We start from the raw sequence: 17,832 nt of genomic DNA, 5'->3' as shown, positions 1-17,832 counted from the left end.
ATGGACAAGACGACAGCAGAACGCATCGCCAAGCGCTTCGTCGGCCTGCCGGTAGAACAGCGCCGGCAGATCCTCGACAAGATGGCCGCCACCGGGCAGAGCTTCCGCCTGCTGCCGATCGCCGTGACCCGTCACGACGTGACGCGCATCCCGCTGTCCCACGCCCAGCAGCGCATGCTGTTCCTGTGGCAACTGGAGCCGGACAACAGCGCCTACAACGTGCCGATGGCGGTACGCCTGAGCGGCCCGCTGGCGCCGGCGGCCCTGGCCAGTGCCCTGGAGCAGCTGGTGCAGCGCCATGAAACCCTGCGCACCCGCTTCGTCTCCGAGGACGGTGAGTTCCATCAGGAAATCCTCGCCCAGGCGCCGGTGGCGCTGGAGGTGACCGAGGTGCCAGCCGGCGAGGACCGCGAAGCCGCGCTGCGGGCGCTGGTGGAGGCGGAGCTGCAGGCCCCGTTCGACCTGCTGGCCGGCGCACTGCTGCGGGTGCGCCTGTTCCGCCTGGGCGAGACCGAGCATGTGTTGACCCTGTGCATGCACCATATCGTCTCCGATGGCTGGTCCGGCCACTTGCTGGTCAGCGAGTTCGCCCGCTTCTACCAGGCTGCGCTGGCGGGGCAGGCGGCGCAGTTGCCGGAGCTGCCGATCCAGTACGCCGACTACGCCATCTGGCAGCGCAGCTGGCTGGAGGCCGGCGAGGCCGAGCGGCAACTGGACTACTGGAGGCAGCAACTGGGCGAGGAGCAGCCGCTGCTGGCGCTGCCCCTGGACCACGAGCGGCCGTTGCAGGCCAGTCATCGCGGCGCCGTGGTGCGCGCCGACCTGCCGGCGGACCTGTCCAGCCGGCTCAAGGCCCTGGCCCGCAACAATGGCCAGACCCTGTTCATGCTGACCCTGTCGGCGCTGGCGGTGGTGCTGTCGCGCTACAGCGGGCAGAGCGACATCCGCATCGGCGCGCCCAATGCCGGGCGTACCCGTGCCGAGCTGGAAGGCTTGATCGGTTTCTTCATCAATACCCAGGTGCTGCGGGTCCAGGTGGATGAACGGCAGACCTTCGCCGAGCTGCTGCAACAGGTGAAGCAGGTGGTCGCCGGTGCCCAGTCGCACCAGGAACTGCCCTTCGAGCACCTGGTGGAAGCCCTGGCACCGGAACGCAGCCTGGGCCACAACCCGCTGTTCCAGTTCAAGATCAACCAGCACGTCAACGACGACAGCGAACCCGCCAGCCAGAACGTGGCCGGCCTGACCCTGGCCGACTACCCGCTGGGCGGCGGCGATGCCCGCTTCGACCTGGCGTTCGACTTCAGCGACACGCCGGAGGGCGTGCGCGGCTACTTCACCTATGCCACCGACCTGTTTGAGGCCGCGACCATCGAGCGCATCGCCGTGTCCCTGCGCGAGGTGCTGGAAGCGCTGGCGGCGCATCCCGGCGAGCGTCTGCTGGATCATCCGCAACGCGTGGCTGCGCTGCCCGCGCAGGGCGCCAGCGAGTTCGCTGCCCATGATTTCCTCGCCCTGTGGCGTCAGGGACTCGAGGCCGGCCGTGGCAAACCGGCGCTGCATGCCGCTGGCCAGGTGCTGGACTACGACGGGCTGGAGCGCCAGTCCAACCAGCTGGCCCATTACCTGAAGGCGCAAGGCATCGGCGCCGGCATGACCGTGGCGCTGTGCCAGGAGCGCGGCATCGAGTGGGTGGTCGGCCTGCTGGCGGTGCTCAAGCTGGGCGCCGTGTACCTGCCGCTGGACAACCAGCAACCCGCCGAGCGCCTGCAGCAACTGCTGCAGGGCAGCGCTGCGGCTCTGCTGATCCATGCCGCCGATGACCACAAGGCCGCAGGCCTGGACGCCGTTCGCCGCCTCGCCTGGGAACCGGCGCTGTGGAACGGCTACAGCGACCAGGCGCCGGCACTGACCCTGCTGCCCGAGCAGCCGGCCTACATCATCTACACCTCCGGCTCCACCGGGCAGCCCAAGGGCGTGGTGGTCAGCCATGGCGCCCTGAGCAACTACGTCCAGGGCGTGCTGGAACGCCTGGAGCTGAGCGACGACGCCAGCATGGCGCTGGTGTCCACCGTGGCCGCCGACCTGGGCCACACCTTGCTGTTCGGCGCCCTGGCTTCGGGGCGGGCGCTGCACCTGTTGTCCCACGAACACGCCTTCGACCCGGACCGCTTCGCCGCCTATATGGCCGAGCACCGCGTGCAGGTGCTGAAGATCGTCCCGAGCCATCTGCAGGGCCTGTTGCAGGCCGCCCGGCCTGCCGACGTGCTGCCGGCGCAACGGCTGATCCTCGGTGGCGAGGCCAGCAGCTGGAACCTGATCGAGCAGATCCGCCGCCTCAAGCCGGGCTGCCGCATCCTCAACCATTACGGCCCGACCGAAACCACCGTGGGCATTCTCACCCACGAGGTGGGCGAGGTGGTGCCGGGCAGTCGCAGCGTGCCCGTGGGTACGCCGCTGGCCAACGGTACGGCGCAGGTGCTGGATGCCTGGCTCAACCCGGTGGCCGAGCGGGTTGCCGGTGAGCTGTACCTGGGGGGCCGTGGCCTGGCCCAAGGCTACCTGGGCCAGCCGGGGCTGACCGCCGAGCGTTTCGTGCCGGCGGAAGGCGGCCAGCGTCGTTACCGCGCCGGCGACCGTGCACGTCTGCTGGACGGCCGCCTGGAATACCTGGGCCGCGCCGACGACCAGGTGAAGATCCGTGGCTACCGGGTCGAGCCGGGCGAGGTGGGGCAAGTGCTGCAGGCATTGCCGGAAGTGGCCGAGGCGGTGGTCCTGGCCTTGCCGCTGGACAGCGACGACAGCCGCCTGCAACTGGTCGGCTACTGCGTGGCCGCCAGCGGCGCGAGCGTGCAGGCCGAAGCCCTGCGCCAGCAACTGGCAGCGAGCCTGCCCGATTACCTGGTGCCGGCGCAGATCGTGGTGCTGGAGCGCCTGCCGCTGACCGCCAACGGCAAGCTCGACCGCAAGGCCCTGCCCAAGCCGGGCGCGGTGGCCCAGCGCTACGTGGCGCCGGTGGGCGAGATCGAGGAAAAACTCGCGGCGGTGTGGGCCGATGTGCTCAAGCTGGAACGGGTCGGCACCACCGACAACTTCTTCGAGCTGGGCGGCGACTCGATCCTCAGCCTGCAGATCATCGCCCGGGCCAAGCGTCAGGGGATCAAGCTCAATCCCAAGCAACTGTTCGAGAAACAGACCATCGGCCAGTTGGCCTCGGTGGCGAAACTGATCGAGAAGAAGGCCGCGGTCCCGGTGGTCGAGCAGATCAGCGGCAACCTGCCGTTGCTGCCGATCCAGGCGCGTTTCTTCGAGACCGACATTCCCGAGCGCCATCACTGGAACCAGTCGGTGATGCTCAAGCCGTCGCGCCGCCTTGATGCCGCTCAACTGGAGGCGGCCCTGCATGCGCTGATCGAACAGCACGACGCGCTGCGCCTGACCTTCGTCCGCCAGCAGTCCGGCTGGCAGGCCAGCTTCGCTGCGAGCTACAACCGCGAGGTGCTGTGGACCCGTGAACTGAGCGATGTCGCCCGTCTTGCCGAACTGGCCGACGAGGCCCAGCGCAGTCTTGACCTCGCCATCGGCCCGCTGCTGCGCGCCGTGCTGGTGGAGCTGCCCGATGGCGAGCAGCGCTTGCTGCTGGTGATCCATCACCTGGTGGTGGATGGCGTGTCCTGGCGGGTGCTGCTGGAAGACCTGCAGCAGATCTGCGTCGCCCTGGCCGCTGGCCAGGCCGCGAACCTGCCGCCTCGCAGCACCTCGCTCAAGGCCTGGGCCGAGGCGCTCCACGGCTACGCTGCCAGTGCCGCGCTGGAACAGGAACTGGGCTGGTGGCAGGCGCAACTGCAGGGGGTCGACGACAGCCTGCCGTGCGACAACCCCGAAGGTGCCCGGCAGAACCGCAACGCCCTCTCGGTCAGCACCCGGCTCGATGCCGACACCACCCGCCAGTTGCTGCAGGAGGCGCCGGCCGCCTACCGCACGCAGATCAACGACCTGCTGCTGACCGCCCTGGCCCAGGTCATCAGCCGCTGGACCGGCCGCCCGGACGTGCTGATCCGCCTGGAAGGCCACGGCCGCGAGGACCTGTTCGACGACCTCGACCTGAGCCGCACCGTCGGCTGGTTCTCCAGCCTGTTCCCGGTGCGCCTGACCCCGCAGGCCAACCTGCCGGGCTCGATCATGGCCATCAAGGAGCAACTGCGGGCCGTGCCGAACAAGGGCATTGGCTATGGCGTGCTGCGCTACCTGGGTTCCGAGGCTGCGCGTGCGGCCCTGGCCGGGCTGGCCGAAGGCGCCATCGTGTTCAACTACCTGGGCCAGTTCGATGGCAGCTTCAATGACAAGGACGCGCTGTTCGCCCCGTCCGGCGAGAGCAGTGGTGCAGGGCAGAGCGACAGCGCACCGTTGCCGGCCCTGCTGGGCATCAATGGCCAGGTCTATGGCGGCGAGCTGTCGCTGAGCTGGAGCTTCAGTGCCGAGGTGTTCGACAGCGCCACTGTGCAGCGTCTGGCCGACGAGTACAGCCAAGCCCTGCGCGAACTGATCGCCCACTGCACCCGCGACGACGTCGCCGGTGTCACACCGTCGGACTTCCCGCTGGCGCGGCTGACCCAGGACCAGTTGCAACGCCTGCCGGTGCCGGCGGCGGATATCCAGGATGTCTACCCGTTGTCGCCGATGCAGGAGGGGCTGCTGTTGCACACCCTGCGCGAACCGGGTTCGGGCATCTACCTGATGCAGTACTGCTACCTGATCGAGCACGCCATTGACCTTGCGGCCTTCGAAAGCGCCTGGCGTACCGTGGTGGAACGTCATGAAGTGCTGCGCACCTCGTTCTGCTGGGACGTGGCCGAGCAGATGGTGCAGATCGTGCGGCGCGACCCGCGCCCGGATATCCGCCTGCTCGACTGGCAGCATGTGGCCGAGGGCGACTACGAGGGCCTGCTCACCGAAGAGCTGGCCAGCGAACTGCGCCAGGGCTTCGATCTGGCCAACGAGGTGGCGTTCCGCCTGCGCCTGATCAAGCTGGGCGAGGCGCGCTACGGCTTCGTGCTCAGCAACCACCACATCCTGCTGGATGCCTGGTGCCGCATGGGCCTGATCGCCGAGTTCTTCGAGCTGTACAGCGCCCTGGTCGAGGGGCGCCAGGCGAGCTTGCCGGCGCCCAGCAGCTACCGCGACTTCATCGCCTGGCTGCAGAGCCGCGACCAGGACCTGTCGAAACGCTTCTGGCAGACGCAACTGGCCGGCTTCGAGCGGCCGACCGCCTTGCCGTTCGATCATGCCCGGCGCGATGTCGGCGAGTCGTCGGTGGGCGACTGCCTGGTGCGCCTGACCCGCGCGCAGAGCCAGCAACTGGCCCAGGCCGCCCAGGCCAGCCAGCTGACCCTCAACACCGTGGTCCAGGCGGCGTGGGCCATCCTGCTGCACCGCTACAGCGGCGAACGCGATGTGCTGTTCGGCGTCACCGTGGCCGGACGCCCGGCGGAAATCCCGGAAATGCAGGCCACCGTCGGCCTGTTCATCAACAGCATTCCGTTGCGGGTGCGCATTCCGGGGGCCGAATCGTCCCTCAGCCTCAAGGCCTGGCTGCAACAACTGCTGGCGCAGAACGTCGCCCTGCGCGAGCACGAGCACATGCCGCTGGTGAACATCCAGCAGCACAGCGAGATCGGCAAGGGCCAGCCGCTGTTCGACAGCCTGTTCGTGTTCGAGAACGCGCCGGTGGAAGACAGCGTGTACGAGCAGGCCGACGATATGAAGATCCAGGGCGACTCGTCGCGCACCCACACCAACTACCCGATCACGGTGGTGATCTACCCAGGCTCGGTGCTCGGCCTGCACCTGTCCTACGACAAGCGCTGCTTCGACAAGACCACCGTCGACACCCTGCTGGAGGACTTCCGCGACATCCTGCTGAGCTTCAGCGATGCCATGGACCAGGACTTCCACCATCTGCGCTGCATCAACGGCGAAGCCGAGGTGGTGAGCGAGCAGGCGGCCCTGCCGGTGGAACTGAGCCAGGGTTACGCCCGGTTGTTCGAGCGCAGCGCCGAACGCTTTGCCCAGCGCACGGCCGCCCGCCATCTGGACACCAGTTGGCGCTACGAAGAACTCGACCAGCAGGCCCATCGCCTGGCGCAGACCCTGCAAAGCCAGGGCGTGGTTGCCGACGATCTGGTGGCGGTGCTGGCCGAGCGCAGCCTGCCGCTGCTGGGCATGGTGGTCGGCGCCTTCAAGGCCGGTGGCGGCTACCTTGGTCTCGACCCGAGCCTGCCGCTGGAGCGGCTGGCGGGCATCCTGCAGTCCAGCGGGTCCGCTGTCCTGGTGACCAGCGAAGACTGCCTGGGCCTGGCGAGCCAGGTGCTCGAACGTATACCGCAGGCCGCACGGCCGCGCCTGCTGGTCTGGGAGGCGCTGCAACAACAGGGCGCAGCGCTGACCGCACTGGCGCCGCTGCCGGTGGATGCCGGCAAGCAACTGGCCTACGTGATCTTCACGTCCGGTTCTACGGGAACACCCAAAGGCGTGATGGTGCAGCAGGCCGGCATGCTCAATAACCAGTTGAGCAAGCTGCCGTACCTGAACCTGAGCGAGCACGACGTGATCGCCCAGACCGCTTCGCAGAGCTTCGACATTTCCGTGTGGCAACTGCTTACCGCCGCGCTGTGCGGTGCGGTGGTGGAGATCGTTCCGAGCGCCGTGGTGCAAGACCCGCGTGCACTGCTCAGGCACGTGCAGGAGCGCGGCATCACCGTGCTGGAGATCGTCCCGGCGCTGGTCCAGGGCATTCTCGACCTGCCCAGGGCCGAGCTGCCGAGCCTGCGCTACCTGATGACCACCGGCGAAGCCATGGCCCCGGCGCTGGCCGAGCGCTGGCTGCGCCAGTACCCGCAGATCCCGCTGATCAACGCCTACGGCCCGGCGGAGTGTTCCGACGACGTGGCGCTGCATGCGGTGGTGCCGGGTGACGGCGACAGCATCTGCCTGCCGATCGGCACGGCCACCGCCCACAACCGCCTGCATGTACTCAACGACCTGCTGGAGCCGATGCCGCTGCGTGCCACCGGCGAGTTGCATATCGCCGGCGTCGGGGTCGGGCGTGGCTACCTGGCCGATCCGAAGCGCACGGCCCTGGCTTTCGTGCCCAACCCGTTCGGTGCGCCGGGCGAGCGCCTGTATCGCACCGGCGACCTGGTGCGCCAGCGCGCCGCCGATGGCGTGCTGGAGTACGTCGGCCGCACCGACTACCAGGTGAAGATCCGCGGCTACCGCATCGAACTGGGTGAGATCGAAGTGCGCCTGCTGGAGCACCCGGACCTGCGCGAAGCCGTGGTGGTGGACATCGAGGGGCCGGGCGGCAAGCAACTGGTGGCGTACCTGGTCGCCCATGGCGGCACGCCGGCCACGCCGGAGCAGCGCGAGGCCCTGCGCGGCCAGGTCAAGGCGCACCTCAAGGCGCAGTTGCCGGACTACATGGTGCCCGCGCACCTGGTGCTGCTCGACGCCATGCCATTGACCCCCAACGGCAAGCTCGACCGGCGTGCCCTGCCAGCGCCGCTGGCCAGCGAACTGCAGCACAACCATGTTGCGCCGGTCAGTGAGCTGGAGCAGCAACTGGCGGCGATCTGGGCCGACGTGCTGAAGGTGGAGCAGGTCGGCCTGACCGATCATTTCTTCGAGCTGGGCGGGCATTCGCTGCTGGTGGTGCAGGTGATGGTGCGCATCCGCGACCAGTTGCGCATCGAGATGTCCCTCAACGAACTGTTCGAGCATCCGGAGCTGGGTGACTTCGCCCGCAGTGTGGAAAAGAAAAACGGTCAGGGAGAGCAGGTTCAGGACGAATTGGCTAAATCCCTGGAGGCCCTCAAACGTCTTAGTGCAGAGGAAATCGATAACTTGATCGCATAGCAGGAGAAACCCAAGTGCAAGAGCTGCTCGACTCCGTTAAATCGCTGTCCGCCCGGGAACGCAAGGCGTTGGCGGCCTTGCTCAAGCGCCAGGGCGTGAACCTGTACGGAGTCACTCCGATCTTCAGGCGGGAGGCCGAAGAATGCTCGGCACTCTCCTACGCCCAGCGCCGCCAGTGGTTTCTCTGGCAACTGGAGCCCGATTGCGCCGCCTACAACATGCCGGTGGCGCTGCGTCTGTCGGGCGAGCTGAATGTCGAGGCCTTGCGCCGCAGTTTCGAATCGCTGGTGGCCCGCCACGAAACCCTGCGCACCACCTTCCGCCAGGACGGCGACGAGGCGGTGCAGGTGGTGCACCCGGCGGCGCCGTTCGCGCTCGCGGTCGAGGCGGTTGCCGCCGAGGCACTGGAACGCACGGTGGAAGAGGAAATCCAGCGTCCGTTCGACCTGGAGCAGGGCCCGCTGCTGCGGGTGCGCCTGCTGCAGTCGGCGGCGGGCGAGCATGTGCTGGTGCTGACCCAGCACCATATCGTTTCCGATGGCTGGTCGATGCCGATCATGGTCGACGAGCTGGTGCGTTTCTACGAAGGCTACAGCCAGGGCCGCGAGGTGCACCTGCCGGGGCTGCCGATCCAGTACGCCGACTACGCGATCTGGCAGCGCAACTGGATGGAAGCCGGCGAGCAGGAGCGCCAACTGGCGTACTGGAAAGGGCAACTGGGGGGCGAGCAACCGGTGCTGGAACTGCCCACTGACCGCAGTCGGCCGGCGGCGCCGTCCTATCGGGGCGGGCGGGTCGACATCGAGCTGGGGCAGGGGCTGGGCAACCAGCTCAAGCAGGCAGCTCGGCAGCAGGGCGTGACCCTGTTCATGTTGTTGCTGGCGTCGCTGCACACCCTGCTGCACCGCTACTCCGGGCAGACGGATATCCGCATCGGTGTGCCGGTCGCCAACCGCAACCGTGCCGAAACCGAAGGGCTGATCGGCTTCTTCGTCAACACCCAGGTGCTCAAGGCCGAATTCGAGGCCGGCAGCACCGTCGCCGGACTGTTGCAGCAGGTCAGGCAGACCGCGTTGCAGGCCCAGGCCCATCAGGACCTGCCGTTCGAGCAACTGGTGGAAGCCCTGCAGCCAGAGCGCAGCCTGAGTCGCAGTCCGTTGTTCCAGGTGATCTTCAACCATCAGACCGAGGTCCGTGGCGAAGCCCGGCAACTGGCCGGCCTCAAGGTCGAGGGGCTGGAGTCGGACAAGCACACCGCGCAGTTCGACCTGGCCCTGAATACCTTCGAGAGCGAGGCGGGGATCGGTGCCTCGCTGGTGTTCGCCAGCGACCTGTTCGATGCCGCAACGATCGAGCGCATGGCCGGACATTGGCGCAACCTGCTGCGCGGCATGTGCGTCGACAGCGCGGGACGTATCGCCGAGCTGCCGATGCAGCATGCCGAGGAAGCCCGACGCACCCTGGACGACTGGAACCGCCAACTGCGGCAGTTCCCCGGCGAGCTGTGCGCCCATCAACTGTTCGAAATGCAGGCGGCCCGGTTGCCGGATGCCGTGGCGCTGAGCTTTGGCGACGCGCAACTGACCTACGCCCAGCTTAATATCCGGGCCAACCAGCTGGCGCACAAGCTGCGCGAGCAGGGCGTGGGCCCGGATGTGCGCGTCGGCCTGTCGGTGGCACGCAGCCTGGAGATGCTGGTGGGTGTGCTGGGTATCCTCAAGGCCGGCGGCGCCTATGTGCCGCTGGACCCGGATTATCCACAGGACCGTCTGGACTTCATGACGGCTGATAGCGGGATCACGCTGCTGCTGACCCAGACTGATCTGCTTTCGCTGGAGGGCTACAGCACGCAGAACCCGGTCAACCTGACCTCGCCGGACAACCTGGCCTACGTCATCTACACCTCCGGCTCCACCGGCAAGCCGAAGGGCGCGCTGCTGCCACACCGCAACCTGCAGCGGCTGTTCTCGGCGACGAACCACTGGTTCGGCTTCGGCGAGAACGACGTATGGACCTTGTTCCACTCCTACGCCTTCGACTTCTCGGTGTGGGAGATCTTCGGTGCGCTGCTCTATGGCGGTCGCCTGGTGATCGTGCCGCGGGAGACCACCCGCTCGCCGGAAGATTTTCACCGGCTGCTGGCAGACGAGCAGGTCACGGTGCTGAACCAGACCCCATCAGCGTTCAAGCAGTTGGCGCGTGTGGCCTGTGGCTCGTCCGCCGACCTGGCCCTGCGCTATGTGGTGTTTGGCGGCGAAGCGCTGGACGTGGGCAGCCTCAAGCCCTGGTTCGAGCGTTTCGGCGACGACCAGCCGCGGCTGATCAACATGTACGGCATCACTGAAACCACGGTGCACGTGACCTATCGCCCGATTGGCAAGGCGGACCTGGCCCAGGCCGAGGTGAGCCCGATAGGCGAGGCGATCCCGGACCTGTCCTGGTACGTGCTGGACGCCGAATTCAACCCGGTCGCTCTGGGCTGCACAGGTGAACTGCATGTCGGTCATGCGGGCCTTGCCCGTGGTTATCACAACCGTGCGGCGCTGACCGCCGAACGCTTTGTGCCCAACCCGTTCGCCACCGATGGCAGCCGCCTGTACCGCACCGGCGACCTGGCGCGCTATCGCGCCGAGGGCGTGATCGAGTACGCCGGGCGTATCGACCACCAGGTGAAGATCCGTGGTTTCCGCATCGAACTGGGCGAGATCGAGGCGCGCCTGCAGGAACACGCCGGTGTGCGCGAAGCCATCGTCCTGGCCGTGGAAGGGCCTGCCGGGCAGCAACTGGCGGCGTGGTTCGTGCCACACGATCCGGCGGCGCAACTGCGCGACGGCCTCAAGGCGCACCTGAAGGCCGGCCTGCCAGACTACATGGTGCCGACCCACCTGATCGCCCTCGACGCGATGCCGCTGACCGCCAACGGCAAGCTGGACCGCAAGGCCCTGCCGAAGCCCGATGCGTCGCTTCTCCAGGGCGCCTACCAGGCGCCGCGTACCGAGCAGGAGCGCCGGCTGGCCGCCATCTGGAGCGAACTGCTGGGCGTCGAGCGGGTTGGCCTGGGTGACAACTTCTTCGCGCTAGGCGGTCACTCGCTGTTGGTGATCGCCGCCGTCGGCAAGATCCGCGAGGCGTTCGACGTTAGCCTGAGCCTCCACGATTTCATGCTGCTGGAAACCTTCGAAGACCTCGCCGACCTGCTGCGTCCCGATGATCGCAGGATGAAGCGTCCGGTGGTGACGATGAACGCCGTTGCTGGCGCGGGGGAGCCGCTGTTCTGCCTGCCGCCTGGCGGTGGTGCGGTGTATTCCTATTACCCGCTGGCGGGCCACCTGAGCGCGACGCGCCGGGTGGTTGGCGTGGTCAACCGCAATTACGTGGTGCCAGGCTGGTTCGATGAGTCCTGGCACGAGATGGTCGCCTATTACGTCGGGCACATCCGTGCCACCCAGGCACAGGGCCCCTATTACCTGCTGGGCTGGTCGTTGGGTGGAGCGCTGGCCATGGAAGTCGCTCATGTCCTGGAGCAGGCCGGGGAGAAAGTGGCCTTCCTCGGTCTGGTGGACACGACACTGCCGCTGACTGACGACGTCTTGCTCGTTGATGCACCTGCAAACGAAGACGAGCAAGCACTGGGGCTGATGGCCGATCTGGTACGCAGCCTGGTGGCGTTCGTGCCGGACATAGGCGAGCAAATGGTCCATGACCTGGTGGCCGAAGGACGTACGCGTTTCGTCGAACAGGACGAGATTGCCGACTGGGTGATCGTCCAGGTTGCGGCCCACGGCGGTGTGGATGTCGATGGCTTGCGATCCGTGTATCGCGATATCGCCGTGCAGGACGAGATCGAGAGCGGCTACAAGCTGCTCAGCGCCAATATCCGCCTGGCACGGGACTTCACGCTCAAGCCGCTGCGCGTCGTGCCGCATTGCTGGTGGGCGGGGGCGAGCAAGACTGCCGAGGAGATCGTGGCGGCGGACGCTGTGCTCAGGGCCGGGTCTGCTGTCAATGGCCTGGTGTCCTCGACCCTGGCCGGGGAGAACCATGACGGCATCATCCTCGGCGATGCCCTGCTGGCGCAGGTGCTGGAGTGCCTGAAACAGCCTTGATGTCATGCAGTCCCTGCTGGCCTCATCGCTGGCAACGCCGGCTCCCACACGTTCAGGCTAGCCGCAGATTCTCTGGTCGCTGCGGACCTTGTGGGAGCTGGCGTTGCCAGCGATGAGGCCAGTGCAGACAACAAAAAAGCCCCCGACCTCGCGGCCGGGGGCTTGTCGTGTGCATCAACCGAGGGTCAGAAATCCCCGCGCAGGGTCAGCATGTAGTTGCGCGGTTCGCCGTACAGGTTCACCCGGTCGGTGCCGTCCGCCGAGGAGTAGTACTTGCGGTCGGCGAGGTTTTCCCCGACCACGCTGACGGTCCAGTGCTCGTCCAGCTTGTAGGCCACGCGCGCATCCCAGATCGCCCGGCCGGCAGCGCCGAACTTGTAGCCGTCCCAGCTCTCGTTCTGGTAGCCGGACTGGGCCTGCACGCCAGCGCCCACGGTCACCCGGTTCCAGGCGCCCGGCAGGGTGTAGCTGGCGGTCATCTTCGCCAGGTGCTTCGGCGTTTCGCTGGACAGGCGGTCGGTGCCGCTGCTGTAGGTCATGTTGTAGGTATAGCCGGCCATGACCTGCAGGCCTGGCAGTACTTCGCCACTCGCTTCCAGGTCGACACCCTTGCTGCGCTGGACTACGCCGTTCAGGTAGCAATAGCCGGCAATGTTCTGCACGCAGCTGTGGGCTGGATCCGGGTCAATGTAGGCAGCGTCTTCCTGCTTGATGTAGAACAGTGCCATGGACACGTTCATCCGCTTGTCGAAGAGCTCGCCCTTGATGCCGGTTTCGTAGTTGGTGCCGATCGCCGGTTTCAGTGGCGTACCGCCATAGCTGATGTTGCTGCTCTGCGGCAGGAAGATGTCGGCGTAGCTGGCGTACCACGACCAGTTCTCGCTGAAATCGTAGATCAGGCCGGCGAACGGGGTCACCTCACCCGTTTCCTTGGCCGAGAGATCGAAGTCGCCATAGCCCGGGATACTCAGCATCGAGTCGTAGTCGTACCAGCTGACGCGTGTGCCCAGCACCAGGGTCAGTGGCTCGGCCAGTTTCAGGCGGGCGTTGGCATAGATCCCGTAGCGCTCGTCATCCAGGTCGTTGAGCAGGGTCCAGTCCGGACGTATCGGTTTGGGGATGGCGTGGTGGTCGGGGTTGTAGATGTCGATCGGCACGGCCGGGTTCAGGTCGAACTCTGCCTGCTTGTCTGTGACTTTCTGTCTCGACCAGTTTGCACCCACGGTCACCTGGTGAGTCAGGCCCATGGCCTCGAAAGAGCCGGTGAGGTGGCTGTCGACCCCGTTGCTGTCGATGTCGACCTTGTGAAACTCGACGCCGGTAAATCTCGAGCCGGTGTTGGTGACCGGGTCGACGGCACCGCGCGCGTAGGCCATGCCCTGGTCGATCTTGCCTTCGGAGTGGGTGAAGGAGGTGGTGCTGGTCCAGTTGTCGTTGAAGCGGTGGGACAGCTCGACAAACACCTCGTCCATTTGAGTGTTGTGGTAGTTCCAGTCCTGCACCAGTGCGGTGGAGCGTGGCACATCGAGTGCCTTGCCGTTGCTGTAGCGCGGCAGGCCGAAGATCGAATAGCCGTTTACGTCGCCGGTCTGGTGACGAAAGCTGGTGGTGAGGGTGGTGTCTTCGTTCAGGTCGGCCTCGACGATGCCGTACAGCAGCGGTGTGCGCGACTCGTACAGGTCCAGGTAGGAATTCTTGTCTTCATAGGCGGCGACGAAGCGCCCGCGGACGGTGCCGGCGTCGTTCAGTTTGCCGCTGCCGTCCAGGTCCAGGCGGTAGTTGTCCCAACTGCCGGCGCGGGCGGTGACGGAAAACCGCGGCTCGGCGGTCGGGCGCTTGCGGACCAGATTGACGGCCCCGCCCGGGTTGCCGGCTCCGACCAGCAGTCCGGAAGCGCCCCGCAGGACTTCGACGCGGTCGAACACGGCCATGTCCGGCGGCAGCCAGCCGGTGACGGTGTAGGCTTGGCCCGGCACGCCGTCCATCAGGTAGCTTTCCTCGCCGAGGACGAAGCCGCGGGACTGGAAGACATGAGCGCCGTAGTTGCGTTGACTGAAAGTGATCCCTGGCGTCTTGGCCATGACCTTGTCGAGGCTGTTGAGGTTCTTGTCGTCCATCAACTGGCGGGTCATCACCGTGACCGACTGCGGGGTCTCGCGCAGGGTCTGGGTGGATTTGCCAATGGTCACGCCGCCGGTGGTGTAGGAGTGAGTGCCGTCAGTGGTGCTGGTCAGGCCCTGGGCGCCGATGTTGGTCGGGGCCAGGTTCACCGACGAAACGGGGCCGGCAATGCTCAGGGTCAGGGTGTCACCGTCCAGGGTGTAGCCGATGCCGGTGCCGCTCAGCAGTTTGCGCGCCGCCTGCTCGGGGGTGAATTTGCCACGTACGGCGGTGTTGGTCTTGCCTTGTACGTCTTCCGGGCTGAACAGCAACTGCATGTTGCTCTGCCGTCCCCATTCGTTCAGCGCGTTGGTCAGCGATTGCGCCGGGATGTTGAATTCGACTTCCTGGGCCTGGACCTGTGCCGCCAGCGGCAGGGTGAACGCCAGGCCCATGGCGGCAAACACCGGTTTGCGCAGCGCATGGCGCATCAGCAGGGCCTTGCTGAGCGGATTGAGACGGGGAGTGTGCATTGGCGGAAAACTCTTTCTGGTTGGTATCGACAGTGAATGGCGTGTTCCGGAGGGGCTGCGCCCAATGCAGCCGGCGCCCGGTTTTTCCTGGTGCGCCGATATCCCGAAGGAACCCTTGGGCGAATCGCCGGACAAGGCGGCGTTTCGTCCCTAGGTGTACGAATGGGAATTGAGGTTATTTAACTAAATTTTCACATTTGCCGAATTTGTTTTGAAACCGGCGTAACCCCCGGATTCATTGAGGTTTCGCCGGTTTTATGGCGCCTGCCAACTGACGCTCAGGCGCGCTGTGTTCAGAGGCAGGCCGCCGTCTGTTGAACCTGCTCGACGCTGATCCTGCCGCCCTCCATCCGCACCAGTTGGTCCGCCACCGGGAAATAACGGTCGTCGTGGGAGATGACGATGATGGTCTTGCCCTGTTGCTTCAGTTCCGGCAGCAGCTCGGTGTAGAACACCCGGCGGAAGGCCGGGTCCTGGTCGGCGGCCCATTCGTCGAACACCAGCAACTGGCGCTCGTCGAGCCAGGCATTGATCAGCGCCAGGCGCTTGCGCTGGCCGGTGGACAGGTCGGTGGTGGTGAAGGCGCCGTCGCGGATGCTGACCTTGTGGGCGATGTCCAGGCGTTCCAGGTATTTGGCGGCGTCGGCGGTCAGCGGCGCTTCGCCGGGCAGCGGGTCGTCGAACAGGTAGTAGTCGGCGAAGATGGTGGTGAACAACTGGCGGTAGTCGTCCAGTTCCTCGGGTTGCAGGGGCTTGCCGTTGAGCAGGATCTCGCCGCGCTGTGGCGTGTACAGGCCCAGCAGCAGCTTGATCAGGGTGGTCTTGCCGCCGCCGTTCTCGCCGACGATGAAGACGATGTCGCCTTGGGTGATGCTCAGGTTCACCGGGCCCAGGTGGAAGGTCTCGACACCTTCCACCGCCGGGTAGTCGTAGTGCACCTGGCGCAGTTCCAGGGTCTGCATCGAGGCCAGGGTCGAGGGCCGGTCGCTGACCAGCAGGTGCGGCTCGGGCGAGGAAAAGCGCCAGGACAGTTCGGCGATCCGGCCCAGGGCGATCTTCGCCCGGGAAAGGTTTGGCAGCGCCGTGACCAGCCGTTCCAGCGGCCCCTTCATGTACAGCATCACCAGCACGAAGCCGCCCAGCACGGTTTTCTCGGTGCTCGGCCACAGCGCCTGGAAGGCGATGGCGATGCCGATCACGGCGAAGAACAGCATCGAGCCGAAGGTCTCGGCGCTGACGAAGATGTTGGCGGCGCGGATGTTGGCGCTGCAGATGCGCTCGGTGGTGCCGAAGATCTGCTCGTCGAGCATGTGCTGGCGGCGCGGGCGCTGGATGCGCAGTTCCTTGGCGCCGTCGGAGATCGCCTGGTAGTGCTTCTGCAATTCGTCTTCGCCGTCCCGCGCGGTGAGGATGCTGCGCATGCCGGACAGGTGTGCCAGGTACTGCGCACCGGTGCCGATCACCACGGTGAGCACGGTCAGGGCGAGGATCTGCCACGACAGGAATGCCAGGTAGCTCAGGCAGCCCAGGGTCACGGTGAAGGCGATGACCATCGGCGCCACCGACAGGGCGAAGTTGCTCAGGGTGGTGACGTCGTTGAGCAGCACCGGGATCAACCGGTGCGAACGGTAGCGCTCCAGTTGCTCGATGGGCGCCACCAGCACCTTGGCCGCCAGCTCGCGGCGCAGGTTGGCCACCACCCGCTGGCCGACGCTGTTGCTCAGCAGGCTGGAGCCGGTGGAGCAGGCGAGGGTGAGGATGCACAGGCCGGCGAACTGCAGCGCGGTATCGACGTTCGGCCCGCCTTCCAGGCCCATCGCGTTGTTGATGGTGGCCAGCAGGCCGGTGACACTCAGGCCGCTGACGATGCCCAGTACCGTGGAGAGGATCACCAGCCACCAGTAGGGCCGGAGAATCCGCAGGGCTTCCCGGGCGAGGCTTTGGGTCTTGAGCGTCATGCAGTTGTCTCTCGGATCAGGGGCGGTCCCGTGTGGAGCGGCCGTTCATGGGCGGGCAGAGAGCGGGGGATTCTGCCGTCAGGGAGAGGACGATCCGGGAAATGTGAAATTTAGCGGCGGTCGGGGGGCCGCCAGGGGCTGGCGAGATGAATTCTGTCGCCGATTCGGAGCCTGGCGGTTTCAGTGATCGGCCAGGTGTTGCACAATAGGCGCCGTTCTGTTTTCCCCTCCAGGATTTGCAATGTCTAAGTCAACCGTCTGCGGTGCGCTCGGGCTGGCCCTTGTGCTGGCGGGTGTCACCGGCTGCTCCTCGAAGAAGGCCGCGATCTACGAACACGAGAACTTCGATGATTCGGGCACCTTCTCCCGCAGCTTCCCGGTCAGCGAAGCCGGCTCCTGTGAAGCCGCCCGTCGGGCGCTGCTGAGCCAGGGCTATATCATCACCTCCGCCGACAAGGGCCAGGTGATGGGTAACAAGAGCTTCCAGCAGACCGGCGAAACCCACCTGCAGATCAGCTTCAACGTGACCTGTGCCGACGACATGGGCGGCGCCCAGCGCTCCACCATGTTCGCCAACGCCCTGCAGGACCGTTACGCGCTGAAAAAATCCAACACCTCGGCGAGCCTGGGTGTCGGCGTCTTGGGTTCGGTATCGATGCCGATCGGCTCCACCGACGACTCGATGGTCAAGGTGGCCAGCGAGACGGTGACCTCGACCCAGTTCTACGACCGCTATTTCGCCCTGGTGGAGAGCTTCCTGCCCAAGGAAAGCAAGAAGAAGGCGGCTCCCGAGGCGCCTGCCGTCGAGCCGGCCAAGCCTGCTGCCGAACTGGGAGTGCCGGAAATGGCCCCGGTGCCTGCGCCGGCCGCGCTCGCCGCCCCGGTGAACGAAGCACCGGCCGCCGTCGCCGAAGCCGCCGCGCCCGCCCCGGCAGCCGCGCCGGTGGTGGAAACCCAGGCCGCTCCGGTGGTGGACGACAGCAAGGGCTCGCAGCCCATCGCACCACCGGCTGAAGCCGCGCCGATCACCGCCGAGCAGATCGCCCCGGTACAAGCCGAACCTGCAGCCACCACGCCGGCCTCGGACACCCAGGCAACCCCGACCAACGGTGAGACGCCCGCGGCGCTCTAGGCCGCGGGATAAATCCTGTAACACCTGCTACGTTTATTTTCCTACACGGTGTTGTCATTTTTCCTTCACCGGGGCACTTTAGGGTGACT

The 17,832-nt window shown here is 66.3% G+C and carries 5 protein-coding genes; 3 read left to right on the top strand and 2 right to left on the bottom strand.

The window, feature by feature from the left end:
- Positions 1-7,914 (top strand): amino acid adenylation domain-containing protein, encoded by a 7,914-nt coding sequence (locus tag AC05QJ_RS23345; protein ID WP_476743625.1) that lies wholly within the window; start codon positions 1-3, stop codon positions 7,912-7,914.
- A gap of 14 nt (positions 7,915-7,928) precedes the next feature.
- Positions 7,929-12,020, top strand: coding sequence for an amino acid adenylation domain-containing protein (locus AC05QJ_RS23340; RefSeq protein WP_476743624.1), 4,092 nt, complete (start codon positions 7,929-7,931; stop codon positions 12,018-12,020).
- A gap of 185 nt (positions 12,021-12,205) precedes the next feature.
- Here the strand turns inward: AC05QJ_RS23340 and AC05QJ_RS23335 are convergent, their stop codons facing one another.
- Positions 12,206-14,653, bottom strand: coding sequence for a TonB-dependent siderophore receptor (locus AC05QJ_RS23335; protein ID WP_476743623.1), 2,448 nt, complete (start codon positions 14,651-14,653; stop codon positions 12,206-12,208).
- Positions 14,654-14,946: 293 nt separating this feature from the next.
- Positions 14,947-16,611, bottom strand: coding sequence for a cyclic peptide export ABC transporter (locus AC05QJ_RS23330; protein WP_476743622.1), 1,665 nt, complete (start codon positions 16,609-16,611; stop codon positions 14,947-14,949).
- A gap of 241 nt (positions 16,612-16,852) precedes the next feature.
- On the opposite strand from AC05QJ_RS23330, the gene AC05QJ_RS23325 reads away from it, so the two are divergent.
- Complete coding sequence (locus AC05QJ_RS23325) at positions 16,853-17,743, top strand: DUF2242 domain-containing protein (protein WP_476743621.1); 891 nt, start codon at positions 16,853-16,855, stop codon at positions 17,741-17,743.
- Positions 17,744-17,832: the final 89 nt, after the last annotated feature.

The organism is Pseudomonas sp. TUM25319 (assembly GCF_056388475.1).
This window is presented reverse-complemented; position numbering and strand designations above follow the sequence as displayed.

Coding starts and splice junctions, on each gene's coding strand:
- AC05QJ_RS23345 (WP_476743625.1), top strand. CDS start 1: ATGGACAAGACGACAGCAGAACGCATCGCCAAGCGCTTCGTCGGCCTG.
- AC05QJ_RS23335 (WP_476743623.1), bottom strand. CDS start 14,653: ATGCACACTCCCCGTCTCAATCCGCTCAGCAAGGCCCTGCTGATGCGC.
- AC05QJ_RS23330 (WP_476743622.1), bottom strand. CDS start 16,611: ATGACGCTCAAGACCCAAAGCCTCGCCCGGGAAGCCCTGCGGATTCTC.
- AC05QJ_RS23325 (WP_476743621.1), top strand. CDS start 16,853: ATGTCTAAGTCAACCGTCTGCGGTGCGCTCGGGCTGGCCCTTGTGCTG.